The 24,644-nt window shown below is 53.9% G+C and carries 21 protein-coding genes; 10 read left to right on the forward strand and 11 right to left on the reverse strand.

Annotated elements, in window-relative coordinates:
* The first annotated feature begins 19 nt into the window (after window positions 1–19).
* The 3 genes from CRO19_RS06730 to CRO19_RS06740 are packed head-to-tail and all read left to right on the forward strand — an operon-like array spanning window position 20 to window position 2,223.
* Entirely contained in the window at window positions 20–715 is a 696-nt protein-coding gene (locus CRO19_RS06730) for an amino acid ABC transporter permease (protein ID WP_097095149.1), read from the forward strand.
* Window positions 716–720: 5 nt separating this feature from the next.
* Window positions 721–1,476: an amino acid ABC transporter permease gene (locus CRO19_RS06735; protein WP_097095150.1), complete on the forward strand. Its 756-nt coding sequence runs from the start codon at window positions 721–723 to the stop codon at window positions 1,474–1,476.
* Between the two features lie 9 nt (window positions 1,477–1,485).
* The gene (locus tag CRO19_RS06740; protein ID WP_097095151.1) at window positions 1,486–2,223 is read left to right on the forward strand and encodes an amino acid ABC transporter ATP-binding protein; all 738 of its coding nucleotides are present in this window, start codon (window positions 1,486–1,488) and stop codon (window positions 2,221–2,223) included.
* 64 nt (window positions 2,224–2,287) lie between these two features.
* On the opposite strand, the gene CRO19_RS06745 is transcribed toward CRO19_RS06740, so the two are convergent.
* From CRO19_RS06745 to CRO19_RS06755, 3 genes are all read right to left on the reverse strand, one after another.
* A complete protein-coding gene (locus tag CRO19_RS06745; RefSeq protein WP_097095152.1) occupies window positions 2,288–3,457 on the reverse strand; it encodes a Gfo/Idh/MocA family protein in 1,170 nt (389 codons plus the stop codon).
* Window positions 3,458–3,467: 10 nt separating this feature from the next.
* The gene (locus CRO19_RS06750; RefSeq protein ID WP_097095153.1) at window positions 3,468–4,391 is read right to left on the reverse strand and encodes a TIM barrel protein; all 924 of its coding nucleotides are present in this window, start codon (window positions 4,389–4,391) and stop codon (window positions 3,468–3,470) included.
* A 147-nt stretch (window positions 4,392–4,538) separates the two neighbouring features.
* Window positions 4,539–5,567, reverse strand: a complete 1,029-nt coding sequence (locus tag CRO19_RS06755; RefSeq protein WP_097095154.1) for a LacI family DNA-binding transcriptional regulator — start codon at window positions 5,565–5,567, stop codon at window positions 4,539–4,541.
* Window positions 5,568–5,826: 259 nt separating this feature from the next.
* On the opposite strand from CRO19_RS06755, the gene CRO19_RS06760 reads away from it, so the two are divergent.
* From CRO19_RS06760 to CRO19_RS06770, 3 genes are all read left to right on the forward strand, one after another.
* Entirely contained in the window at window positions 5,827–6,720 is an 894-nt protein-coding gene (locus CRO19_RS06760; protein ID WP_097095155.1) for a sugar phosphate isomerase/epimerase family protein, read from the forward strand.
* A 150-nt stretch (window positions 6,721–6,870) separates the two neighbouring features.
* Window positions 6,871–7,752: a glutathione-dependent disulfide-bond oxidoreductase gene (yghU, locus tag CRO19_RS06765; protein ID WP_097095156.1), complete on the forward strand. Its 882-nt coding sequence runs from the start codon at window positions 6,871–6,873 to the stop codon at window positions 7,750–7,752.
* Entirely contained in the window at window positions 7,752–8,042 is a 291-nt protein-coding gene (locus CRO19_RS06770) for a DUF1330 domain-containing protein (protein ID WP_097095157.1), read from the forward strand. The genes yghU and CRO19_RS06770 overlap by 1 nt, the downstream gene beginning before the upstream one ends.
* Before the next feature lie 90 nt (window positions 8,043–8,132).
* Here CRO19_RS06770 and CRO19_RS06775 read toward each other — a convergent pair whose 3' ends face one another.
* Window positions 8,133–9,584, reverse strand: a complete 1,452-nt coding sequence (locus tag CRO19_RS06775; protein WP_097095158.1) for a methyl-accepting chemotaxis protein — start codon at window positions 9,582–9,584, stop codon at window positions 8,133–8,135.
* Between the two features lie 241 nt (window positions 9,585–9,825).
* Here CRO19_RS06775 and CRO19_RS06780 point away from each other — a divergent pair, with 241 nt between their 5' ends.
* Complete coding sequence (locus tag CRO19_RS06780) at window positions 9,826–10,752, forward strand: glycosyltransferase family 2 protein (RefSeq protein ID WP_176519136.1); 927 nt, start codon at window positions 9,826–9,828, stop codon at window positions 10,750–10,752.
* A gap of 74 nt (window positions 10,753–10,826) precedes the next feature.
* Here the strand turns inward: CRO19_RS06780 and CRO19_RS06785 are convergent, their stop codons facing one another.
* The 5 genes from CRO19_RS06785 to CRO19_RS06805 all read right to left on the reverse strand — a co-directional run bounded on the left by CRO19_RS06785 (window position 10,827) and on the right by CRO19_RS06805 (window position 16,051).
* A complete protein-coding gene (locus CRO19_RS06785; RefSeq protein WP_320204464.1) occupies window positions 10,827–12,041 on the reverse strand; it encodes an O-antigen ligase family protein in 1,215 nt (404 codons plus the stop codon).
* A gap of 27 nt (window positions 12,042–12,068) precedes the next feature.
* On the reverse strand, window positions 12,069–13,037 hold the full coding sequence (locus tag CRO19_RS06790) for a glycosyltransferase family 8 protein (protein WP_097095161.1): 969 nt from the start codon (window positions 13,035–13,037) through the stop codon (window positions 12,069–12,071).
* Window positions 13,038–13,248: 211 nt separating this feature from the next.
* A complete protein-coding gene (locus tag CRO19_RS06795) occupies window positions 13,249–14,163 on the reverse strand; it encodes a substrate-binding domain-containing protein (RefSeq protein WP_097095162.1) in 915 nt (304 codons plus the stop codon).
* An 89-nt stretch (window positions 14,164–14,252) separates the two neighbouring features.
* Window positions 14,253–15,032 (reverse strand): TIM barrel protein, encoded by a 780-nt coding sequence (locus CRO19_RS06800; protein WP_097095163.1) that lies wholly within the window; start codon window positions 15,030–15,032, stop codon window positions 14,253–14,255.
* The gene (locus CRO19_RS06805) at window positions 15,032–16,051 is read right to left on the reverse strand and encodes a Gfo/Idh/MocA family oxidoreductase (protein ID WP_097095164.1); all 1,020 of its coding nucleotides are present in this window, start codon (window positions 16,049–16,051) and stop codon (window positions 15,032–15,034) included. The genes CRO19_RS06800 and CRO19_RS06805 overlap by 1 nt, the downstream gene beginning before the upstream one ends.
* Window positions 16,052–16,248: 197 nt before the next feature.
* Between CRO19_RS06805 and CRO19_RS06810 the strand changes: the two genes are divergently transcribed.
* Complete coding sequence (locus tag CRO19_RS06810) at window positions 16,249–18,204, forward strand: sigma-54-dependent Fis family transcriptional regulator (RefSeq protein WP_097095165.1); 1,956 nt, start codon at window positions 16,249–16,251, stop codon at window positions 18,202–18,204.
* Between the two features lie 146 nt (window positions 18,205–18,350).
* Here the strand turns inward: CRO19_RS06810 and CRO19_RS06815 are convergent, their stop codons facing one another.
* On the reverse strand, window positions 18,351–19,577 hold the full coding sequence (locus CRO19_RS06815; RefSeq protein ID WP_097095166.1) for an MFS transporter: 1,227 nt from the start codon (window positions 19,575–19,577) through the stop codon (window positions 18,351–18,353).
* A 418-nt stretch (window positions 19,578–19,995) separates the two neighbouring features.
* On the opposite strand from CRO19_RS06815, the gene CRO19_RS06820 reads away from it, so the two are divergent.
* Both CRO19_RS06820 and CRO19_RS06825 read left to right on the forward strand, forming a co-directional pair.
* Window positions 19,996–20,595, forward strand: a complete 600-nt coding sequence (locus tag CRO19_RS06820; RefSeq protein ID WP_097095167.1) for a hypothetical protein — start codon at window positions 19,996–19,998, stop codon at window positions 20,593–20,595.
* A gap of 285 nt (window positions 20,596–20,880) precedes the next feature.
* A complete protein-coding gene (locus CRO19_RS06825; RefSeq protein ID WP_097097604.1) occupies window positions 20,881–23,271 on the forward strand; it encodes a glucose/quinate/shikimate family membrane-bound PQQ-dependent dehydrogenase in 2,391 nt (796 codons plus the stop codon).
* Between the two features lie 160 nt (window positions 23,272–23,431).
* On the opposite strand, the gene CRO19_RS06830 is transcribed toward CRO19_RS06825, so the two are convergent.
* A complete protein-coding gene (locus CRO19_RS06830; protein WP_097095168.1) occupies window positions 23,432–24,643 on the reverse strand; it encodes an MFS transporter in 1,212 nt (403 codons plus the stop codon).
* Window position 24,644 lies beyond the last annotated feature (1 nt).

A 24,644-nucleotide genomic window follows, 5' to 3' on the forward strand; every position in this document is an offset into this window, starting at 1 on the left:
GCGATGATGAGGTAACAGTATGGCTCTCGATTTCAGCAGTGTGATAACCGGCCAATACGGCCAGATGATCGTTGACGGAACGGTGATCACCCTTGAACTGGCGTTGGGTGCCTGGCTACTGGCAATGGTACTGGCGCTGCTGCTGGTGGTGATCCGCCTGACTGAAAACCGTATCGCCGTCGGCCTGGTAAAAGCTTACGTCTCTTACCACCGAAACGTACCGACGCTGATTCAACTGATGATGTGGTACTTCGCGATCCCCACCTTGCTGCCAGAGGCGTTGCAGATGTGGATCAATAACTTCAACGCCGAGTTTCTGTTTTCCCTCACCGCGCTTGGCCTGTGCCAGGCCGCCTACTTCTCTGAAGATATCCGCAGCGGCCTGCGCGCCATTCCCGATGGGCAGAACGAAGCGGCGCGCGCGCTGGGGATGAGTTATGTGCGCGCCATGCAGGCGGTGATTCTGCCGCAGGGCGTTCGCAATGCGCTGCCGGCGATGATCAACCACACGGTGCTGCTGTTTAAAAATACCAGTCTGGCGATGGTGATCGGCGTGGCGGATCTCACCTATGTCACGCGTGATATTGAGAACCAGACATTCCGCACCTTCGAATCCTACATCGTGGCGACCGTGGGTTATCTGTTCTTCTCCCTGCTGCTGATGGGTCTTGGCGCGCTGCTGGCCCGCCGCTTCCACCGCGTCTATGCGAGGTAATGGCGATGTTTGAGATTTTCACCATTTTGCATGACAACGGCATGCTGCTGTTAATGGGGCAATATCCCAACGGGCCGATTGGCGGCGTGCTCTGTACGCTGCTGATCTCGGTGCTGGCCGTGCTGCTGGCGTTTCCGATTGGTGTGCTGCTGGGCCTGGCGCGTCTGTCGCCGTGGCGCTGGCTGAGCTGGCCCGCTACCGGCTGGGTTTACCTGCTGCGCGGCATTCCGCTGATGATGGTGGTGTTCTGGACTTACTTCTGTGTGCCATTGCTGATTGGCCACAACATCAGCGGATTCGCCACCATGCTGTGTACGCTGGTGATTTATGAGAGCGCCTATATCGCCGAGATCGTACGCGGCGGCATTCAGGCGCTGCCGCATGGACAGTATGAAGCGTCACGCGCGCTGGGCATGAGCCATCTCAAAACTCTGCGCCTGGTGATTCTGCCGCAGGCGCTGTTCAACACGCTGCCCAGCCTGGTGAGCCAGCTGGTGTCGATCATCAAGGACAGCACGCTGGGCTACGTGATTAACGTACCGGAACTGACGTTTGCTGCCAATCAGGTGAGCAATCAGCTGCTGACCAAACCGTTTCAGGTGTTCGCGATTGTGGCGCTGAGCTACTACCTCATCTGCTTCAGCCTCACCTGGCTCGCCAATAAACTTGAAGCGCACATTGCGCAGAAACGCCGTCAGGCTCCACCGCAGCCCGCCAGCGTAGCGCCGGCGGTGATGCTGACTAAACCCTCTTCGCAATAAGGAAACACCATGGGACCGATGATCATGTTTAATCAGGTCAACAAATGGTACGGCGCCTATCAGGCGCTCACCAACCTGAGCGCCGAGATCAATACCGGCGAAGTCGTGGTAGTGTGCGGCCCTTCTGGCTCCGGCAAATCCACGCTGATTCGTACCGTTAATCGCCTTGAGCCAATCGATGACGGCCAGATCGTGTTTGACGGCATCGATATTCACGGCAGCAGCACGCGCCTCAATCAACTGCGCACGCGCATCGGCTTTGTGTTTCAGAGCTTCAACCTGTTCCCGCATGTTTCCGTGGCCGAGAACATCATGATGTCGCCGATGAAAGTACTCGGCGTGAAGCGCACGGAGGCGCGGCGCCAGGCGGGCGAATTGCTGGAGCGCGTAGGATTATCGCATAAAGCCGATGCCTATCCGGCGCAGCTTTCCGGCGGTCAGCAGCAGCGCGTAGCCATTGCGCGGGCGCTGGCGATGAAACCACCGGTGATGCTGTTTGATGAACCCACCTCAGCGCTCGATCCGGAAATGGTCGGCGAAGTGTTGTCGGTGATGCGCGGTCTGGCGCAGGAAGGGATGACGATGATGTGCGTCACCCACGAGATGAATTTTGCACGTGACGTGGCAGACACCATCTGGTTTATGGATCAGGGGCAGATTCTGGAGAAATCGAAGCCGGAGCAGTTTTTCACCCAGCCGCAGCATCCGCGCGCGCAGCGGTTCTTAAGTGATTTGCGAGCGCATTGAGTTGCTGGTCGGCTTCCTTGTAGGGTCGGCATTCATGCCGACCTGGTCCATCACCGCACTGGATTCAACAATCCACCCACACCGCGCCCGCATCGGCAGATTTCACGCACTGCTCCACCCAGCGCACGCCCATCAAGCCAGCATGCGCGCCGGGATACCAGAAGTCCTGCAGGAAAGCCGCATCGCCGCGATCGCTGGCATCCATCGCTAGCGCGAAGCGGCGATAGAGATTTGACCAGGCCTCAAACAAGCCTTCCGGATGTCCCGCGCCGATACGGTCGTCAGCTAGCGCGCTTTGATGCAGATAACCCATGCCGCGCTCCAGAATCTGCACCGGCTCGCCCTGCACTTCATAACGCAGCTGATTCGGCTGTTCGTCCCACCATTCGATACTGGCTTTCTCACCAATCACGCGGACTTTCTGGCCGTGCATCGAACCGCTATTCACCGCCGACGCCCACATGGTGCCGACCGCGCCGTTATCATACTCCATCATCACGAAGGCATTATCTTCCAGCGGCGCACGGGTTTTGACAAAGCTCTGGCGACTGCACAGCAGGCGCTTCACCTGCAAATGCGGCACCATCGTTTCAGCAATAAATAGCGGATGCGTTGCCAAATCGCCCAGCACGTAGCTTGGCCCGACGAAGCGCGGATCGACGCGCCATTTGGTGCTTTCATTCTGCAGCTCCACCGCTTCGTTATGGAAACCGTGCGCGAACTGCATATTGATGATGCGAATCTCACCGAGCAAACCTGCGGCGATCATCTCGCGCGCCTGATGAATCAGCTGATGCCCGGCGTAACCGTAAGTCACACCGATAATTTTCTTCTTCTCGATGCACAGCTTTTCCAGTTCATCGGCTTCGGCGGCGGTAAAACACAACGGCTTCTCACACACCACATGCAAACCCGCATTTAGCGCCGCACGGCAGATGCTGAAATGCGTGTTGTTCGGCGTGGCGATCGATACCGCTTCGATGCCGTCCGCGCGCGCCGCCTCAGCCACAAACATCGTTTCATAATCCGCGTAGCAGCGCATGGCGTCGATGCCCAGCGAGGTGCCAAAGGCGCGGCCGCGTTCGGCGTTGATATCGAAGGCCCCCGCCAGCAGCGTAAAGTTGTTGTCGCGCGTCGCCGCCGAACGGTGGATGTAACCAATCTGGCTGGTACCGCCGCCGCCCACCATGCCCCAGCGTAGCGAGCGATTCAGAACGTTAATACCGTTGATCATGCTGATCTCCTCAGAATCCAATCGATTGCAAATAGTGCAGGCTGGCGGTGACGTCGCGCAGGCTGGTCTCGGCATCTCGCGGATCGCGCTCCTGTTCGATGGTGATCCAGCCCTGATAATGGCGCGCTGCGAGGAAAGCGCGCACCGCTGGATAATCAATTGCCCCTTTGCCTATCGGGCACATGACGCCTTCCGCGCAGGCGGCAAAGAAATCCACGCCGCGCGCAATCACGTCGCGCCATACCGCGTCGTTGACGTCTTTAAAGTGCAGGTAATCAATGCGATGCCAGTAGCGGCTGAGGTAGGGAATGGGATCCATGCCGGAGTAGTACAAATGACCAGTGTCGAGGCACAAACCGGCCACGTCGTGCGGGATGTCCTCCACCAGCTGCTGCAGCTCGTCGGCAAACTCAATGCAACCACCGGCATGCGGGTGGATGACCGCGCGCACACCATATTCGTTCCAGGCGATCTGGCTCAGCGAAGTGATGTGCTGCATCATGCGCTGCCAGTCAGCGTTTGACAGGCGCGGCGCTTTATCAGACTGACCGGCGTATTTAGCGCGTTCTGGATTGCCGAAGTCGATAATCACCAGATAAGGCGCAGGTATGTTGTCGGCGTGAATTTTGCTGGCGGTGGGCACCAGCGACAGGTTACGGCAAATGTTGTGCGTCAGTTCAACCATCGCCGGGAAATTGGCTTCACTCACCAAATCATCAAAAAGGGTGCCCGCCACCAGCGACAGATCGTGCGCTTCCAGCTGCTGACGCAGCTCGGCAGGATCCACCGGCAGATAGCTCCACGGTCCCAGCTCAATGCTTTTATAACCGGCCTGCGACGCTTCACTCAGCACTTTCTGCCACGGCGGCAGGAAAGGGTTGTTCGGATCATCAACGCCCCAGCTACAGGGCGCGTTAGCAATATGAATAGACATGATCGTTCCTTGCGGTAGTGGATGGCGCAAGTATCAAATAAATATTTCATCACCAACAACCGTGAAACATTCATTTTTTGATAGCGATCATACTATTTCGCATCATTAAAATGATAGAAAAAATATCAAAGTCAGCAATGGCGAGGTTTACAGGTTTTCACGCGTGATAATATCGAACGGCAGGGTGATTTGTGTGAAATGCTCGCCAGGTGCAGCATGATGCTGCTGCACCATTTGCGTCAGGCGCGCCACCATCTCATCGATACGATTGCGGATCATTACCGTGATGGTCCCGTCAATCAGCGCCAGCTCGCCCTCCTGCACCGGACCATGGCAGATCAACGCCACCTTGCGCTGTGGCTGCTGACGCAGCGCGTGAATGACGCCTTCAATGCCACCACAGGGTGCAAAAATCAGCGCTAAATCAGGGTTGTCATCGAGTAACTGACGCGTTGCCTGGTAGCCACCATCAATGGTTTCATTGGTTTTCAGCGGCTCCAGCACGCGTCGGGTGCTGTCCTGCTCACGCAGATAGGATCGGAAGCCGATTTCATTGGTTTCCTGGCAGATAAAGCGATGATCGCCCACCAGCACGCCCACCGAGCCAGGCTGGTGCAACAGATGCGATGCCACCCAGCCGGCAGTGCGGCCAGCTTTCTGATTATCCAAACCGATATAACCGGCGTGGCCGCACGGCGAGAAGTTGGAAAACAGCGCATAAACGCGCACTCCCTGGCGCGACACGGTTTCAATCGCGTGGCGAATCAGCGGGTGGTCCAGCGCCACGACACCAATGGCATCCACCTGCTCAGCCAGCGCGTACAGCGACGCCACGACAGCCTCAACATCATGAATATCATGCCAGGCAAACAGCGGTTCGCTGCCGGCTGGATGAAAGAGTTGTGTCTGCTGCCGCAGCGCATCGGTGAGCGAATGATAGAACGAGTAGGATTTTGCTAGCAGGATGAACCCCATGCGCAGCGTCACGCTGGATGCAGGCAGTGCCTCCTGCAGCAGCGGCGCATGGCCGATGCGGTAACCAAGGCGACTGGCCGCTTCCAGTACTTTCTGCTCGGTGGCAGGACGCACCGGCGCGCGCCGGTTTAATACGCGATCAACCGTTGCCACCCCCACGCCTGCGGCGGCGGCGATGACGTTCAGAGTGATTTTACTCATTCAGCGATTCCCATAGAAAAATGATAATAAACTATCAAAAATAATGCCTTTATTTCTCGAAAATCACCAATACATTGCTCATCTCATCAGTGAAAAATTTCATTACTTGATACTTTCTCTCTCATTATTTTGATCGTTCTCGCAAATATAAAACTGATAATTTCATTTCAATATCATTAAGAATGAATTTTTGATATCAGTTTTCTTAAGAACCACTACTCAGCATATGCGGTGCGCTATTAACGCTCAGGAGAAGAGAATGAAAATCGCTTTTGATGTGGATGTAATCCGAGATCTTGGCATCACGCGCATGGTGCATCAGGTGGCTGAATGGGGTTACAAGTACATCGAGCAGTCGCCGCATCCACAGATCAATCCGTTCTATAAACATCCGAAAGCCAGCCGTGAAATCATGCGCGAATACAAAAATGCGCTAAACGCCACCGGGCTGGAAATCTCTTCGTTCATTACCGTTTATCGCTGGTCTGGTCCGGATGAACTGCGGCGTCAGGCTGCGGTGAAGAACTGGAAACGCATGATCGAGATTGCCGTGGAAATGAACGTGCAGGTCATCAACACCGAGCTTTCCGGTAATCCGAACGAGCCCGAAATATGTGAAGAGATGTTTTATCGCTCGATGGAAGAACTGTTACCGATCTTCGAACGTGAGGGTATCCGCGTCGAAATTCAGGCACATCCGTGGGATTTCTGCGAGCACAGTAACGAAACCGCCGACATCGTGAAGTCGTTCCGAAGCGAGAACGTGAAGTATATCTACAGCGCACCACACACCTTCTATTACGACAAAGGCGTCGGCGATGTGAAAAATATGCTGCATTACGCCGGAGACGATCTGTCGCATATGCTAATTGCCGATACCATGAACCATACCAAACACTGCCGCTACATTGTTAACCCGCCGGGCGTAGATGCCACTATCCACCAGCACGTGGCAGTTGGGGAAGGTGAAGTGAATTTCGATGCGCTGTTTGAAGCACTGCGCGAGATGAATTTTGCCCATCGCACGTTCAAGGTTGGCGGCGAGTCGATTATCTCTGCGGCGCTGTTCGGTTATCCGGAAAAGATGAAGTATCAGGCAGTTGAAACGCGCGAGCTGATCGAGCGTGAGCTGCTGGGAAATGAAGGAGCTTAAGGTCGGCAATGTCGAGCTTATGCTGTTTATGCAAGAGAACTTTACATAATCCGACTTTGCGTCTTACCGCCAGCGCGGTTAAATCGCCTGTATTACTGGCTGCTACACTCAGTAGCAGCAAAAATACAAACACAACAAGGCGAAACCATTATGTCGGAACATCAGTATCAGCCCGCGAAAGTCTGGACCTGGGACCCGGAAGCCAAAGGTAACGGCGCGAAAACCAACCGTCCAACCGCCGGGCCGACGCATGAGAAAAACCTGCCAGTTGGCAAACATCCGCTGCAGCTTTACTCGCTCGGCACGCCAAACGGCCAGAAAATTACCATCCTGCTGGAAGAGCTGCTGGCGGTTGGGGCGAAAGACGCCGAGTACGATGCCTGGCTGATTCGTATCGGCGATGGCGATCAGTTCTCCAGCGGTTTTGTTGATGTGAACCCGAACTCAAAAATTCCGGCGCTCAGCGATCACTCGGTTACCCCGCCGCAGCGCGTGTTTGAATCGGGCAACATTCTGCTCTATCTGGCAGAGAAATTTGGCCACTTCCTGCCGACCTCGCTGGCAGGACGCACGGAAACGCTCAACTGGCTGTTCTGGCTGCAAGGTTCTGCCCCTTACCTTGGCGGTGGCTTCGGTCACTTCTATCACTACGCGCCGGAAAAAATCGAATACGCTATTAACCGCTTCACGCTGGAAGCCAAGCGTCAGCTTGACGTACTGGATCGCCAGCTGGCGGATAATCGCTTCCTCGCCGGTGACGAATACACCATCGCCGACATCGCCACCTGGCCGTGGTACGGCAATTTGGTACTGAATAATCAGTATGGCGGCAGCGAATTCCTGGATGCGCAGTCGTATAAAAACGTGGTGCGTTGGGCGAAAGAGATTGCCGAGCGTCCGGCGGTGATTCGGGGTCGTAAAGTAAATCGTGCGTTTGGCGCCGAGCCGCAGGATCAGCTGCTGGAACGTCACGATGCCGCTGATTTTGATAACAACACGGAAGACAAACGTCAGGCGCGAGGTGAGAAATAATGGCGGCTTATGTGGTGTTTATTAAGGATGAAACCTTAGACAAAGACGAGCTGGCAACTTACGCAGAAAAAGCAGGCCAGGCGCGTGGCGACCACCCCATTACCCCACTGGCTTTTTACGGTGCGCTGGAAACGCTGGAAGGCCCACAAGCCGAAGGCGTGGTCGTGCTGCAGTTCCCGGACGCTGAGGCGGCGAAGGGCTGGTATTACAGCCCGGCGTATCAGGAAGCCAAAGCGCATCGTCTCAAAGGCGCGAAGTACCGCGTATTGCTGGTTAACGGCGTGGAATAACGCGCAATGGTGCGGTAATTGGCCAGGTCGGCATGAATGCCGACCCTACAAGCCCGTAAGGTCGCCATTCATGGCGACCTCGCTTCCAACTTATCCCAACCTGAATAACGCAATCGCCTGCTTAAGCGCATTCGCCTGCTGCTGTTGCTGCTGCGCCACCTGCAGTGTTTCAGCCACGTGCTGCACGTTATGATGCACACTGTGATCGATACTATTAATGCTCTGCTGAATCTGCTCAATACTCAGATTCTGCTGCTCACTCATCTCCGACAGCTCCGTCACCAGCTGCGATAATCCGCTAATACTGCTATGAATCTCGCGCATGGTTTGCGCCGCGTGTTCCACCTGCACGCTGCCATGCTCGGTGCTGATAGCACTGGCATCCATCAGCTGACGAATTTCCCGCGCCGCACTCTCGCTGCGCATCGCCAGATTGCGCACTTCACTGGCGACCACGGCAAAACCGCGCCCCTGATTACCGGCACGCGCCGCTTCCACCGAGGCATTTAGCGACAGGATATTGGTTTGAAATGCGATACCGTCGATCAGCTCCAGAATGATTTTCACTCGCCTCGACTCTTCGCTAATTTTTTCCATCGAGCGCATCGCCGACTGAATATTCTCCTCGCCGCGCGTGGCAACGGCGCGGGTCTCACCTGCCAGTTGGCGTGCGCTCTGCGCTTTGTCACGGGTTAAGCTGGCGGCGATGCTGATTTCGGTCATCGCGCTGGCTGCCACCTCCAGCGCCTGCGCCTGTTCATCCGTACGCGTAGAGAGCGCGGCGTTACGCGCAAGAATGCTATCGGACTCGGTTAGCAGCAGAGCAACGCCATCGCTAACCTGATGTAACGTGCCGTGCATGGTGCCGAGCGTGGTGCTGAAGGTGCGGGCAAAGGGCGTCGCGCTCTGCTGAGTATCGGCGCGCAATGTAAGATATCCGGCTTGCTGATTGATCTGTGCCGCCAGCTCAGCCACTTCGCTGGCAGAGCGCGCATCGGCCGCCATCTGGCGCGCAATCACCAGCAGCATGGCCGTTTGCGCCACCACAAACAGCGCGTGGAATAGCACCATATCCCAGCCAGGATGATGGAACACCACCACGCCAAACAGGTTATTTTCTTGCAGATAATTGAACAAGATGTGATGCGTCGCCGCCGCGGCCGCGCCCATCAGTATCGGACGAATATCGCGCCATGCTAACAGCGCCGACATCAGCACAAACACCGAAAAATGGTATTCAGTCTCGCCAGCGCCGAGTTGAATCAGCAAACCCGCCCAGCCAATTAACAGCGTGGACAAAACCAAACGCGAAAACAGCGTGCCGCGCAGTGCGGTACCAATAAAGGTTGCCAACAGCGCCAGCACCACACCGCCAATCAGCGCCACCAGAAGGTTGTCATTGAGCCAGCCAACGCCGATCGCCATTGGCCACAGTGCCCAGCTGAGGATTACCGCCAGACGATCAGCCCGCTGTGCGATACGCTTGAGCGAAACCATTTCTACCGGCACGGCGTCCGGGCCTGACAAGGGCGTTGCGATCATGGCAATTTTCCACACCAGAAGTTGATCAAAGAGCCCCAAACGCACGGGGCAAAGCGCACGGATTCAGTGAAAAATTATCGGCGTGGGAAAATGAAAGTTTAGCTTTTGTAATAGCTTATATGTGGCGATGTGATGATTGTCACGCTGGCCGAGGGAAACGAATTCATTCGCAGCGTGGAAGAAAGCTAGTGTACTATTTGTAATGGATGCACCTCGATACGGTAACGGAAAGAGACTTATTATGGATTCACCTTACACGCTTAGCGTTCTGGTTACGGCGCATAACTGCGAAAAATTTATTACCGAGACGTTAAACAGTTTAAAAAATGCCTGTACTGGCGTTGAAGAGCAGATTGAAATTGTTTTGGTGAATGACTCTTCTTCGGATAATACCAGCGAGATGCTGCATGCATTTGCCGCTTCATGTAGCCATGTAAAAATCGTTGACGTGATGTTCCGTAATATTGGCAAAGTCAGGAATTTCGCTGTCAGCCAAGCCAGCGGTCAATATATCACCATGCTCGATGGTGACGACCAGCTATTGCAAAATTCGTTTTCTGATATTGTGCATTTTTTGCAGGTAGAGCAACCGGATATTCTTCTCACTCCCCTTAATGAGGTGTATGCGGGTAAATCAACACCTCAACAGTGGCAGGGTTTGAAAACCACCGCGCTGACGCAACATCAGGTGATTGAAAAATTCCTCATCCACCGAGAAATTCAAGCCCACTTTATTGGGCAATACATAAAAAAATCGCTGTTTGCGGACCATCATTTCCCCGATTTCACCTGCTATGAGGATGCGTATTTATTCCCATCGATCCTCAAAGCTAGCCATAAAATATTTTTTGCTGCACAAGGCCCTTACCTTTACTTTAAAAGAGGACAGAGCCTGTCCAGCGCGCTTGATGCGCATAAAATATCCATGCTCATTAAAGCGACACAGCAAATGGATGCTGTACTGGGAGAGCGCTATCGCAATCTGCTCTCATGCCACTGGATTAATCTGGCACATAAGTTTTATCCATTGATTAGCGATGAACATGAGCAAGGCGTGGTGAAAAAGGCAATAGACCAAATACCTGTCGTTTCATTTATGGCTGATGTAAAAGTGAGATTTAGCCTCAAGAAAAAGTTTCTTAAAATGAAGTTACGTGGAATTTCCTGAAATTACTGATAATAATCAGAACGTAATCATCGATTTTGCAAAGTGCGCCTTTATGCGCACCCAACAAAAAAACATCACTCTTTAGGTGTCGACTTCATCAGCGAATAGCTAATAATAATCGCCGCCATTAGAATAAACACTGAACCACTTTGAATCCAGACGGTATCCGTCAGACCAAATATAATAATTGAAAGTGGTAACAGTGTAATATCCAACGCCCGGAAGCGTAATGCAGTAACAATCATTCCAAAATAAAAGAGAATTAATGAGAGCGCACCTGCAATACCCTGCAACGACAGAGTTTCCAGAAGGTCATCATGTAAATGATACATCACATTTTTATAGGCTTCAGGATTAGCACGCTCCTTCTCATTGATATAGAGACGTGCCTTGCCGGTCCTGTCATCAGGACTTTGTCCCAGTAGAGTCCAGGAAATGCTGTGATATCCCCCCTTCCATATCGAGAAACGCGCACCAATGGAGGTATCATTATTGTTTTGATAGCTGTCGATCTCGCTCTGGATATTGTCCAGACGGTGCATAATCGAACTGGGCATCAAAAATACTCCGCCCAAAATTAGCACCGCAAAAATGGTTAGGGCGTATTTTCCAGCCCAGCGATGAGTAAGATAAAAACACAACAAATATAGACCCGGTAGCGCTAACACGGCAGCCCGAGATTCGGTGAGGAACATTAACAGCATATTTACTATGAAGATAGCAGCAAACATCGCTATCTGAGTGGCTCGCTGGACGATCACTTTATTGACAATAAATAATGCGCTAAGGGCCAATGCCGTTATAAGGTAAGAAACGGTCCCCGCAGAATCTGTTAACAGCTTAATGCGCTGATGCGTATGTGTATATTCGTAGATGCCCGTACCAAGCGTTGCCAATAGCCCGATAAATAGCAGAGTAACACTGATACGCAGTACCATAGGTGAAAGATAGTGACGCCATGCAATAAAAAAGTAGCTCACAAAGGCAGAGATGATAATTATTTTCCCACCCTGAAAATAATTATCCACTACATCAGTAAAGGTGGCATCAGCATAAACTCTTGACCAAATAACCCTGACTAACCCTAATAATAATATAGGTAAAACCAGGATAAGAGCGCTCTTATCCAGGACAAGTTTCCGCTTAACGCCCTGAACAAGGAGAAATAATACTGTTAAATAGCCAACGAGATAGAATGCTTTTTTAGGATAAGCGGGAACTACCAGCGAACTGGCTAAAGCTACGCTGAGTATAACAAAGCAGAGTTGATAGATGTTTTTGCTCGTCAACCTTCGCCTGAAATATAAATTCTGCACTTAAAAATACCTCATTTTAAAATACTTCAAGCGCCAGTAAATCCCTTGAGCGAACTGATGATTACGGAAAAGTAATTTGTACATTCTTTTCGCATGTTGTACCTTCCCAGGCCGTTCATAAGGTAAATCCGCTAATGGCGAAATTCGATAAATGTCACGGTAATAATGGCAAACTTGCTGTTGATTCCATTCCTGCCAAGGCTTATCTGCGCCGGCGTAATGTAAGAAACAGGTATTTTTTGCCACATCTTGAGTATAGCCTTTATCATCATGCGAAAGCATGTTGATAGTATTGAAACGCGTATCAATAAATTCCACACGGCCCTCAAGTAAGATATTTAATGCGTCCTGATCAAGATACTGAAAATATTTCCCTTTTTCGCTAAGTAAAGTAAAAGCGTGCTGACTGACCTGTTCATGATTCCACTTTTTAATATCAATCAGCATTACACCGGCATTAAAATAGCGACGGTCATGGAGCCCGACATTTTCTGCTAACTGATGTTGTAACGATGCGATTTCACCCACGACTAAGGCAATGACTTCCGGCTCCATATTCATTCGCCATAACTCATCAATAGGATTCAAACATACGATATCCGCATCAAGATAAAGCAGTTTTTCAGCGTGATGTAATATAATTGGCGCCAGAAAACGATAATAAGTAGCGCGGGTAAACAATTCGGTGGTTGGAAATGCGCTGAGGAGTTCATCATGAATATGATGCAACGTTAAGCCATGTAATGAACCCGCAAAGATGTTCTCAAGTCGCACGACATCAATGGGTGATATTTCTGAGGAGATAAGATGGAAATGATAAAGACTGCTACCCGCATGTTTCATTATCGACATGATGGTAATCAGTGAATGCGCAATGAATTTTCCGTCCACGCCAAAAATAATATGCCGATCGCTTTGAACAGGGAAAAGAAGCTGGGAATCAATGGTACTGAGAATGTCTTTATCCATTCTGCGCTTTTCTCCAATAGAACGACATCGTTCTGTAAATGCATCATGCCTGATCAATTACCAACCAAAGGCAGTTCTGGTTGCAGCCGGAGTTTATCAGTCAGGATTAAGCAAATAAAGCGCAGCGGAAAAGGAAGATTAGCCCTTAGCGTGTGGAGCAACAGGGAGAACCTCTCCCATGAGCAGGAGAGATTCTTCGTACACAGACAAATTATTTCGTCGCGAACTGCGCGTAGTTATCAGGCGTAATGGTTTGATAGGGCACCCAATTAAACGTCTGCACCTTTTGCTTCTCCAGCAGCGCCTTGGTCACCTGCACCGCGCCCGTTGCCTGTCCTTTGGCATCCTGGAAAATGGTCAGCGCCATTTTGCCGCTCTTCACAAACTGCTGTCCATCTGGCGTGCCATCGATGCCGGCGACCAATATCTTCTCATTCTTCGCCTGATTGAGAGCCATGATCGCGCCAATCGCCATCTCATCGTTATTCGCCGCGATGGCGTCAATGGGCCGCTGGTTCAGTAGCCAACTCGACACCACATCCACCGCTTCGTTGCGCTGCCATTTGGCGCTCTGCTTCTCAATCACCTTCATATCTTTGTATTTGGCAATCACCGCTTCCACCGCGCGGGTACGCTCACGCGCTTCTTCATTTGACAGCGCGCCCATTAGAATCGCCACGTTGCCTTTGTAATTCATCTTCTTCGCCAGCGCTTCCATCTGCATTTCACCGCCCAGCGCCGAGTCAGAACCCACATACGCCATATCAGCCGGCAGCTTCACTTCCGGCTTACGGTTGACAAATATCAGCGGGATACCGGCATTTTTCGCGGCGGTGATCATCGGCAGCACGCCCTGCGTATCCACCGGATTGAGAATAATGGCGTCGACGCCCTGGTTAATAAAATCATCCACTTGCTGCACTTGTAGCGCCACATCGCCTTTGGCATCCACAAATTGGCTATTAAGCTGATTAGCTTTCAGTTCCGCCTCCATCTGGGTACGCAGAATCGAGACAAAGTTGAGATCGAAGTTGGCCAGCGCCACGCCAACGGTAAAGGTTTTGGCGCTAACACTCATACTGAGCAACAGCGAGCACACACAAAGAATCATATTTCTGATGTTCATGGGATAGTCCTGTAGGGTTGAGATATTATTTTTGCTTTCAACGGCTTGCTTCACGCCGGGTAACAGGCAAATACCCGGCGCTGGAACACTTAAAGGGAAAAATGATCGCGGAACTGCTGTAGCGCTGCGGTGCTGTCGCCGCTCGCCCACCCTTCCAGCGCCACGGTGCCTGCATAGCCCTCAGCGCGCAGCGCTTGGGCGATGGCGCGGTAGTTAATCTCGCCGGTGCCCGGCTGCTGGCGTCCTGGCACATCCGCCACCTGAATCTCGCCAATCGCCGCGCCACAGCGGCGAATTAACGCAATCAAATTCCCCTCGCCGATCTGCGCGTGATACAGGTCGAGATTCATCTTCAGCGCCGGACTGTTAACGGCCTCCACCAGCGCCAGCGTATCGGCTGCCAGCGCGAACGGCGTGCCGGGATGATCAAGCGGTAAATTGAGGTTCTCCAGCGTGAAAACGCGTCCGGCACGTTCGCCCAATTGCGCCACCTGGCGCAGCGTATCCGCCGCTTTCAGCCACATGGCGCCGGTGACCACGTCGACCGGTTTAACCGGCAATCCTTTATCATCCAGCCCGGTACCGTGCAGGTTCAGCACCGGACAATTCAGACGCTCGGCCACCGCCAGCGATGCTTCAGCGCTTTGCAGCAGCTGCTGGATTTCATCGTCATCGGTCAGGTTGCCGCTGAGATAGCCGGTCATTGAGGTGAAACGTGCGCCAGTCGCCGCCAGCGCATCAATGTCTTTATTAGCCCAGCCCCAGATTTCAACGCCAAAGCCCAGTTCATGAATACGCTGCACGCGCGCAATGAACGGCAGATCGAGAAACATCATTTCGGCACACACCGACAATTGATAACCTGCCATTAGCGACCTCCCAGCATGATCGGCTGCTGCTGTTGCACTGACTCGATACAGGCCAGCGCAATAATCAGCGCGTTACGCGCATCTTCACCGGTGGCACGTGGTGTTTCACCATGGCGAATGCAGCGGGCAAACTCCGTCATCTCTGCGACATAGGCTTCGCGCAACAGGTCTGAATCCATGCGAGACGTTTCGATGGCGATGCCATCCTGGTGATAACGTACACAGTGATTGGCGTTGATATGCCCAGCCTGCAACATGCCTTTGCTGCCAAACACTTCGCCGCGCACGTCGTAGCCGTACACCGCCTGGAAGTTGGCTTCGGCGGTGGCAATTGCGCCGTTATCGAAGCGGATGGTGACCACCGAAGTATCCAGCAAGCCTTTCTCTTTAAAATCCGGACGCACCAACGCATCGGCCAGCGCATACACTTCCACCGGTTTCGCCCCCGGATTAAAGTGCAGCAGCGTGTCAAAATCATGGATCAACGTTTCGAGGAAGATCGTCCACTGCGGGATGCGAGAAGGATCGTGCAGACCCGGATCGCGCGTTAGCGATCGGCTCAGCTGCGTGGTGCCATTCTCACCCGCTTTCACGGCCGCGATCGCTGCGGCAAAGCCCGAATCAAAGCGACGGTTGAAACCGACTTGCAGCACCACGCCAGCACTTTTCGCGGCAGCGATGGCGCGGTCGGCCTCATCCAGCGTTACTGCCATCGGCTTCTCACAAAAGACATGCTTGCCCGCTTCAGCTGCCGCGATGACCCATTCAGCGTGGGTGCGCGCCGGGGCGGCAATAGCGACCGCATCAATCTCCGGGTCCTGTAATAGCGCATGGAGATCGCTATACGCTTTCGCTACGCCGAGTTTGTGAGTCAGGGCTTCAGCCGCGCCAGGTTGCGGATCGCCTACCGCTGCCAGAATCGCCCCCGGCACGCGCCAGGCAAGGTTTTCTGCGTGGAAGCTGCCCATGCGTCCGGCGCCAATCAGGCCTACGCGCACGGGTTTAAGATGAAATGTCATAACCTATTCCTTTTTATTTTGGAGGAGCTCATTCGAGCGCGGGGATGTGCGTTATGTATTGCAAAGGCAATGCCAACTGGAACAGGGCTGATTATGTGAGACGTAACACAGATAGAGCTCACAAACTGGCAACAAAATTTACATGTCAACTTCACATGTCAATAAAATGGACATTCCGAAATAGAGGAGGATGCCGCATGCGTGCTAGTGAGCGTTTACCTTTCAAAGATGAAAGCGATCCGATCTTCAGCTTGCCGGACAGCGCGGAGGTTGGGGAGTGGGATACCTTGCTATGGCAGGGCTGGCACAGCTTTGAGCGCGGTGAACAGCCAGGTTGGATGCGGCATAGTATTTTGCAGTCGTGGCAACGATCGCGTCAGCGCGCCATCGATCCTGCCACGTTTAGCTACACCTCTCCGCCTGCTGACGAGCTGGCGGCAATCCTTGAGCACAACGCCGAGTTGATCCTCGCAGCACGCAGCATTATGGAGAACCTGCTGGCATATAACCCAGACGGGCACATTAACCTAACCGATGCGCAGGGCGTAACGCTGCATTTTTGCGGCGCAGATCTTACGCCAGTCGGCAGCATCCTGCGCGAAGAGGTGCTCGGCACCAACTGCACCGCGCGCTGCCTGATCGAACAGCGTCTGGTGTATGTACTGGGCGGTGAAAACTGGAAGCTCGACCTGCGCAAACGTCATCGCCAATGTGCTGCCGCACCGGTGCGCGATGCCAGCGGCCAGCTGCTGGGCGTATTAACGCTCACCGCCACGCCCGACAATTTCAACGCGCACACGCTGGGTACCGTGCAGGCCGCAGCGGAGGCGGTAGGTCAGCAATTGATACTGCGGCGCTTGCTGGCTGAACAGCAGTCGATCCTCGAAACGCTGAATGAAGGCGTGATCGTCTGCGATCGTCATGGCCGCATTAAAACCCTCAATCGCTATGCGCGGCAGATCTTCAGCGGCCTCGATCCGCAAGCGGGCACCATCGATGCGCTTTTACAGCCGCAAGGGGGATCGCTGCTTACCATGCCCTTCTGCAATGACCGCGAGCTACAATTTATCCCGGACGGCGCAAACCCGATTTCCTGCCTGATTTCGCTGATGCCGGCCCCCGATGGCGGCCGCGTGCTGTCGCTGCGCGAAAATCAACGTATTCGCGCCATTACGCGCCGCGTGATGGGCGTGAGCGCCAGCTACACATTTGAAATGATTCGCGGCCATGCGCCGCGCGTGCAGCAAGCGATTCACAAAGCGCGCGCCAGCAGCCGCACCGACAGCACCGTGCTGCTAACCGGCGAAAGCGGCACCGGCAAAGAGCTGTTTGCCCAAGCGATCCATAACGCCAGCCCGCGCCAGCAGGAACCGTTTATCGCGCTGAACTGCGGCGCACTGCCGCGAGATTTGGTGCAGAGTGAACTGTTTGGCTATGTCGATGGGGCGTTTACCGGCTCGCGACGCGGGGGATCCGCAGGCAAGTTTGAGCTGGCGGATGGCGGCACTTTGTTCCTCGATGAGATTGGCGAGATGCCGCTGGAGGCGCAAACCAGCCTGCTGCGCGTATTGCAGGAGGGTGAAGTGGTGCGCATCGGTGCGGCGCACCCGCTCAAAGTCAACGTGCGCATAATCGCCGCCACCCACTGCAATCTGCTGGATGCGGTGGAGAAAGGCGCCTTTCGCCGCGATCTCTACTATCGCCTGAACGTGATCTCTCTGGAGATCCCGCCGCTGCGTGAGCGTCAGGAGGACATTCCGGGGCTGGTGAATACCTTTATTCAGGCGCTTTGTACCCGCATGAAACGTATTGCGCCGCAGCTTTCTACGGAAGCCATGGCCTGCTTACAGGCATGGCATTGGCCCGGCAACGTGCGCGAGCTGGAGAATCTGGTGGAACGCATGGTGAACTTGTGCGAGGGCCTGGAGATTGATCGCCGCGATCTGCCGGAAGAGATGATGCAGCACGGCGTGCCTCCAATAAGTGAATTGAGCTCGCTACAGGAGAATGAGCGCCAGCATGTGCTGCAGGTGGTGCGTGAGCAGAAGGGCAACCTGCGCCAGTCGGCCCAGCTGCTGGGGATTTCGCGTACCGCGCTGTATAACAAACTGCATCACTGGCAGGTAGATGTCGCTGGGTTGCGGCGCGGGTAAGGCGCTGAGGTGAGGGAAAAGCAATAACTGTTACAGCGGCGACCAACGTTTTTCCGGGGCGCATCAATGCGCCCCTGACAAAAACCGATCCGTTTTGCGTAGGGTGCACATTACTGCGCACCCTTTGACAGGCCGCACACATCCCATTAAATCGCAGTTTCGTTTTCCAGCTTCTGCCGTTTGCGCAGGTGCGGGAAAATCGTCATCCATACGCCCACCACCACCAGCGTGCCGATGCCGCCAATCGCGGCCGCAGGCACCGCGCCAAAAAAGGCCGCCAGCAAACCCGATTCAAACTCGCCGAGTTGGTTTGAGGTATTAATGAAAATGGCATTGACCGCGTTAACGCGACCGCGCATCTCATCTGGCGTATCCAGCTGCACCAGCGCACCGCGAATCACCATGCTCACCATATCGAAGCCGCCCAGCGCCGCCAGTGCGATCACTGATAGCCACAGCTGCGTCGAGAGCGCAAATACCAGCGTGGCTACGCCAAAACCGGCCACCGAGCCGAACATAATCATGCCGACATGCTTTTCGAGCTTGTGACGACTGAGCCAAACGCCCACCAGCAGCGCGCCGACTGACGGCGCACCGCGCAGGATGCCCAATCCCCACGGCCCGGTGTGCAGAATGTCCTGCGCGAAAATCGGCAACAGCGCGGTGGCACCGCCCAGCAACACAGCAAACAGATCGAGTGAAATCACGCCGAGCACATCTTTGCGATCGCGGATAAAGCGCACGCCGGCAAACAGATTTGGCAGGTTCATCGGTAAACGCGCCTGCGGTGGACGTTCATAGCGCAGTCGGCTCACCAGCACAATCGAGAAGAGATAGAACAACGCCGAGACGCCATAGACCACTTCCGGTCCAGCTACATAAAGGAAGCCTCCGAGCGTTGGGCCGATAATCACCGCGGCCTGGCCACCCACCGAACTGGCGGCCATTGCGCGCGCCAGGATCGGCGGCGGCACCAGCGCGGGCAGCATTGAGGTGATGGCCGGCCACTCCAGTGCCTTCGCCACTGAGATCAGGAACACCAATCCCCAAATCTCAAACTTCCCTGCCCAGTTAATGAGGGTTAACGCAACAAGCCCAAGCAGGGCCAGCCACTCAATGAATTGTCCGAGCAACACAATTCGGCGGCGATCGTGCTGATCGGCCAGATGTCCAGCGGGCAACGCCAGTAGCACAGAGGGAAGAAACTGCATCAGGCCGATCATCCCCAGCGCCATTGCACTGTGGGTTAAGGCATAGATTTGCCAGCTGACCGCCACCGAGAACATTTGAAAACCGAAAGATGAACAGGTACGTGCCAGCCAAAAGGCGACAAAAGACCTGTGCCGCAGCAACGAATCCTCTGCTGAACTCATAGATATTATCCCATCCTAAATAATGACGTCGGTTAGCGTCGTTGCACCAACCTGGTGAAAAGCCACAGAATGGCTTCCGCTTTATTTTTCAGGGCACAGAGTGCGGTATCTTCCTCAGCCAGGCAATGGCTAGCCGTGCTGTTTAAAAACAGAAGGTTACCGCTAAATTAACTAATCATTGAGGCCACAATATTAGCACACTGATGGTTTTCAACTGAAAATATCCAAAAAATTCCAGATATTCCAATAACGCTATTATTAGCGCTATCACGACCTGTATATCTCTCTATCAGTGACAGTTAAAAAAGCTGAACTTTATAAACTAAACGGTTTATATTGTCAGCGCTATGATTTCTACCGACTCCCGTCCTTATAATAGATAAGACGTTCCAGCTAATTAATTTATTCACAGAGATAAATGGAAAACAGTTCTTATAATCCTTATGTTACTGAGCGTATCCGTCGTTTTGACGGCGCGCTGACTGGCGTGTGTTATTCAGCACCCTTTATGCATTGCGAACAGGAAAGCACAGCATCACTTAACGGACATAACATAATTTCGCTGCATAATCAGTTGCCGGATACGCCCGAATTAATAATTATCCCGTTAACCGGAAATAACCTGCAGAGTTTTTTACAATCGCCACAAATTGATTCCAGCCTGCACGCTAAAAATGTACGACTGGCAATCAATTACGCTGATTTAGTTCAACGAGATAGTGAACTGCGGCAAGTAAGTGAACGTTTCTCTTTCTGGCTTTATGATTTGGCGCCACCCGGCACCTGCTGGAAGAATATCGCCGCCTTTCCTTTTAGCGGCGTTGTACTCACTGAGGAATTTTTTAACGATAATTATCTCAAGTTCAGCTTCCCATTCCTGCTGGAATCGTTTCGTGAAAGAGAAGCAGAAGTGATATTACGCGCGCCGCAACTCATGCTGCCTGCGGTGCGCTATAGAGAGCTGAATGTGAGCGGCTGGCAGGAACAACGTACCAGCAGCGCACTGTTTGAAGGGTAAACGTTTACACAAAATTTTGCCCTGAGGCGTTATGGCCCTACTTCCCCGGACATAGCGTCTCAATTCCCTCATAAAATGTCGTACTACTTGCCCTCTACGAGTGCAAAGCACTAAAAATATCAAACCCATTAACGTTTTTAAGATAAAATTTAACGCAAAGGGATCATATCGCCGCACGGAAAGCGCCGATCGAACAGGTTTCGTTATTTCGTACTCTATGTCGGGAAGCAGCCCAACGCGTTGTTTCCTTTTTAGTTTTTTATGGCAAAGAAAGAGGTCAATATTATGGGGAAAGCTTCCTCATCTTTTGGCGTAATCCGTTTTCTCACAGTGTTTTTTGCACTGCTGACAGGCGCGTTTATGCTGGTTGGTGGCGTTTGGTTAGCCGCCATTGGAGGTTCCTGGTACTACGTTATTGGCGGTGTGATCATGTTGATCACCGCTGTTCTGCTGTGGCGCCGTAGCGGCTCAGCACTTCTGCTGTACGCATTGCTGCTGTTGGCAACGCTGGTGTGGGGCGTATGGGAAGTCGGCTTCGACTTCTGGGCGCTGGCACCGCGTACCGATGTGCTGGTGATCTTCGGCATCTGGCTGATTCTGCCGTTTGTTTATCGCGGTTTGAACCAGCCGAGCAAAGGTGCATTGGGTCTGATGGCCGTCGCACTGATTGCCAGCGCACTGGTGCTGGCGTGGGCGGTATTCCACGATCCGCAAGAGCTGAACGGTGAAATCCCAGCAGCGGCAGCCAATGCCCCGCAGGCGCAGCCGTTAAGCAAAATCGATGATGCTGACTGGCCTGCTTATGCACGCGATCAGCAAGGCACGCGTTTCTCACCGCTGAAGCAGATTAATAGCGGCAACGTGAAAGAACTGCAGGTTGCCTGGCAGTTCCAAACCGGCGATATGAAAACCCCGAACGATCCGGGTGAGATTACCGACGAAGTCACGCCAATTAAAATCCGCGACACGCTTTACCTGTGCTCGCCACACCAGATTCTGTTTGCGCTGGATGCGAAAAGCGGTAAGCAGAAGTGGAAATTTGATCCGGGCCTGAAGCCAAATCCAACCTTCCAGCACGTTACCTGCCGTGGCGTTTCTTACCACGAAGTGCCTGCTGCGGCCGATGCGTCTAACACCCAACCTGCGCTGTGCTCACGCCGCATTTACCTGCCGGTAAACGACGGTCGTATGTTTGCGCTGGATGCGGAAACCGGTGAACGTTGTGCCGCCTTTGGCAACAACGGTGAACTGGATCTGCAGCACAAGCAGCCGGTATTGACCCCAGGTCAATATGAGCCGACCTCTCCGCCAGTGATTACCGATACCACCATCGTGGTGGCCGGTGCGGTGACCGATAACTACTCAACCCGTGAGCCGTCTGGCGCCATTCGTGGTTTTGACGTTAACACCGGTAAACTGCTGTGGGTATTCGATCCAGGCGCGAAAGATCCTAACGCGATTCCTGCCGATGAACACACCTTCACCATGAACTCACCGAACTCGTGGGCGCCGGCGGTATACGATCCGAAACTGGATATCGTTTACCTGCCAATGGGTGTGTCAACGCCAGATATCTGGGGCGGCAACCGTACTCCAGAGCAGGAGCGTTATGCGAGCAGCGTGCTGGCACTGAATGCTACTACCGGTAAGCTGGTGTGGTCGTATCAGACCGTGCATCACGATCTGTGGGATATGGACCTGCCGTCTCAACCGACGCTGGCCGATATCACCGATAAAGATGGCAAAACCGTCCCGGTCATTTATGCTCCGGCGAAAACCGGTAACATCTTTGTGCTGGATCGCCGTACCGGTGAGCCGGTTGTCCCTGCACCGGAAACCCCGGTTCCACAGGGCGCCGCTAAAGGCGACCACGTAGCGCCTACGCAGCCGTACTCCGAACTGACCTTCCGTCCGAAAAATAATCTGACGGACAAGGACATGTGGGGCGCGACGATGTATGACCAGCTGGTGTGCCGCGTGATCTTCAAGCGTCTGCGCTATGAAGGTCCGTTCACTCCGCCGTCTGAGCAGGGTACGCTGGTGTTCCCGGGTAACCTGGGCATGTTCGAATGGGGCGGTATCGCGGTTGATCCACATCGTCAGATTGCGATTGCTAACCCAATGGCGCTGCCGTTTGTCTCTAAGCTGGTTCCGCGCGGTCCGGGCAACCCGATCGAGCCGCCGGCGGACGACAAAGGCGGTTCAGGTACTGAAACCGGTATCCAGCCACAGTACGGCGTTCCGTACGGCGTGGAGCTGAATCCGTTCCTGTCACCGTTTGGTCTGCCGTGTAAGCAACCGGCCTGGGGCTATGTCTCAGCGGTTGACCTGAAAACTAACGAAACCGTGTGGAAAAAACGCATTGGTACGGTACGCGATAGCGCGCCAGTGCCAGTACCGTTCAAAATGGGTATGCCAATGCTGGGCGGCCCAATCACCACAGCCGGTAACGTGTTCTTCATCGGTGCTACCGCAGATAACTACCTGCGTGCGTTCGATACCAACACCGGTGAAATGCTGTGGCAGGCGCGTCTGCCAGCGGGCGGCCAGGCAACGCCGATGACCTATGAAGTAGATGGCAAGCAGTACGTTGTTATCGCTGCCGGCGGTCACGGTTCGTTTGGCACCAAGCTGGGTGATTATGTGATTGCCTATGCACTGCCAGATGCGAAGTAAGTTTTCGCATTGAAGTAAGTTTTCGCATTGAAGTAATGAGAAAGGCGGACTGTGAAGTCCGCCTTTTTTGTAGGGTCGCCATTGATGGTGACCTTTGCAAAAATCGCACAAACTTGCGGTGCGCCCATCATAACGGTCGCCATGAATGGCGACCCTACGGTTAACGTTTACGCAGCACCCGTGCGTTTAACAGCGCACACAGCGCCATGATTACGCAGGTCGCCAGGAACACCGGGCGCATGCCAAATGCACCACCGATAAAACCGCCGAACAGCGGACCTGAAACCTGGCCGACATACTGCGCCGAGGTGGCATAGCCCAGCATCTTCCCCACCTGCGACTGCGGTACGCTGTGACGAATCAACGCCGTGACGCACGGCATCAAGCCACCCAGCGCCATGCCCATCAGAAAACGCAGCACCACCAGTTGCCAGGCTTCACTGATAAATGCCTGCGGGATCAGCAACAGCGCGCACGCTATTAATCCATACACCAGCACGCGACCATGTCCAACGCGGTCGGCCAGCTTTCCTAAACGTGGCGCGGAAAGAATGCTGCCGAGCGCCGCTGCCGCCATCACCAATCCGGCAGTGACCGTTACCGCGTGATCGCCGCTGACAAACTGGCCGATGTACAGCGTGATAATCGGTTCAATCGACATATTGGCGAAAATCAGCAACATACCCGACAGCCACATCAAGCGCACTACGGGCAGATTCAGCGACTTTTCATCGTCGGCTGCGCTCTGCTGTGTTTTTTTGCCAGCAGCACGTGGCACCTCTTTCAGCAAAAAGGTGGTCGCCAGGAAGGCGAGGAAAATCACCGCGCCCGTCAACCAGAAAGTATGGCGAATGCCAATCAGCGGCGGCAATACCCCGCCCAGCAGCGGTCCCACCACGTTACCGGCCATAATGCCGGACGATAAAATACCGAGCGCCCAGCCGGTTTGCTCTTTCGGCGTTTGCGCTGCCACCAGAATGGTCGATCCTGAGGCGTAGCCGCCAAGTAATCCCGCCAGCAAACGCAGCGCCACCAGCTGCCACGGCGCGGTGGCCATGCCAATTAGCGACATGGCAATCGCCATGCCAAGGCTGGCGCGGATTAACATCAGTTTGCGACCATAGCGATCGGCCAGCTTGCCCCACAGCGGCGCGGTCAACGCGGCGCTGAGGAAGGTGGCGCCATAGGCCGCACCTGACCAGCGCGCAATCGCCGCCGGCTCCTGCACGCCGAGCTGTTGCACGTAGAGCGGCAGAAACGGCAACAGCAGCGTCATCGCCACGATGGTGCTGAATGAACCCAGCACGCAGACTACTAAATTTCGCTTCCAGTGTTGCTGTTCGGGCGCTAACGCGATTGAAGGTTGTTGCATG

It is taken from the genome of Candidatus Pantoea floridensis (assembly GCF_900215435.1).
In the GTDB taxonomy this organism is placed as follows: domain Bacteria; phylum Pseudomonadota; class Gammaproteobacteria; order Enterobacterales; family Enterobacteriaceae; genus Pantoea; species Pantoea floridensis.